Raw genomic sequence first — 863 nt, 5'->3', positions numbered from 1 at the left:
CCGCTCGGCGAGCACGACGAGAACATCACCTTCGAGCGCACCATCGAGCTCGTCGGGGTCGAGAACGCCGAGACGCTGCGCGCCCTCTCGCTCGAGGTCTACGGCCGCGCGGCCGCAGCGGCGGAGGAGCGCGGACTGATCCTCGCGGACACGAAGTTCGAGTTCGGCCTCGACGCGAACGGCGTGATGACGCTCGCGGACGAGGTGCTGACCCCCGATTCGTCGCGCTATTGGGATGCCGCGGCCTGGCGCACCGGCGAGACCCCGGCCGAGCGCATGGCGAGCTTCGACAAGCAGATCGTGCGGGACTGGCTGAGCGCGCACTGGGACGGTGCCGGTGAGCCGCCGACGCTGCCCGGCGAGGTGGTCGAGCGGGCGTCCGCACGCTACCGCGAGCTTCTGGTCAAACTCGGAGCTTGACCGCGGGAATGACGCGGCCCGGTGGGTGTTAAGTATTCGTATGAATGAAAAACTCGCCGCCGACACCGCGATGGGCGCCGTGACCCTGCTCGTCGGCGACCTCGACGCGATGACGCGTTACTACCGGGACGTCGTCACCCTCGAGGTGCTCACCGCCGAGGGCGACACCGTCACCCTCGGACGCGCCGGCCGGCCCATCGTGATCCTGCGTCACGACCCGAGCCTGCGGCACGCCCCCGCCGGATCGGCGGGACTGTTCCACACCGCGATCCTGTTCGAGAGTCGCGCAGCCCTCGCCGCCGCGCTCTACAGCGTCGCCCGCCACGCCCCGCAGACCTTCACCGGCAGCGCCGACCACGTCGTCAGCCAGGCGTTCTACTTCACCGACCCCGAGGGCAACGGCATCGAGCTCTACTGGGACCGCGCGCGCACCGCCTGGTCGT

Annotated in this window: 2 protein-coding genes; both read left to right on the top strand. The window is 70.2% G+C overall.

Translation table 11 applies throughout. The features are described from left to right. On the top strand, positions 1-420 hold a 420-nt coding region (locus ASG00_RS16240; RefSeq protein WP_327037451.1), incomplete at its 5' end, for a phosphoribosylaminoimidazolesuccinocarboxamide synthase. A 40-nt stretch (positions 421-460) separates the two neighbouring features. Further along, positions 461-863 (top strand): VOC family protein (locus ASG00_RS16235; RefSeq protein WP_442922569.1); only part of this gene is annotated, 403 nt, incomplete at its 3' end.

It is taken from the genome of Microbacterium sp. Leaf351 (assembly GCF_001423825.1).
Taxonomy (GTDB): Bacteria; Actinomycetota; Actinomycetes; order Actinomycetales; family Microbacteriaceae; genus Microbacterium; species Microbacterium ginsengisoli.
This window is presented reverse-complemented; position numbering and strand designations above follow the sequence as displayed.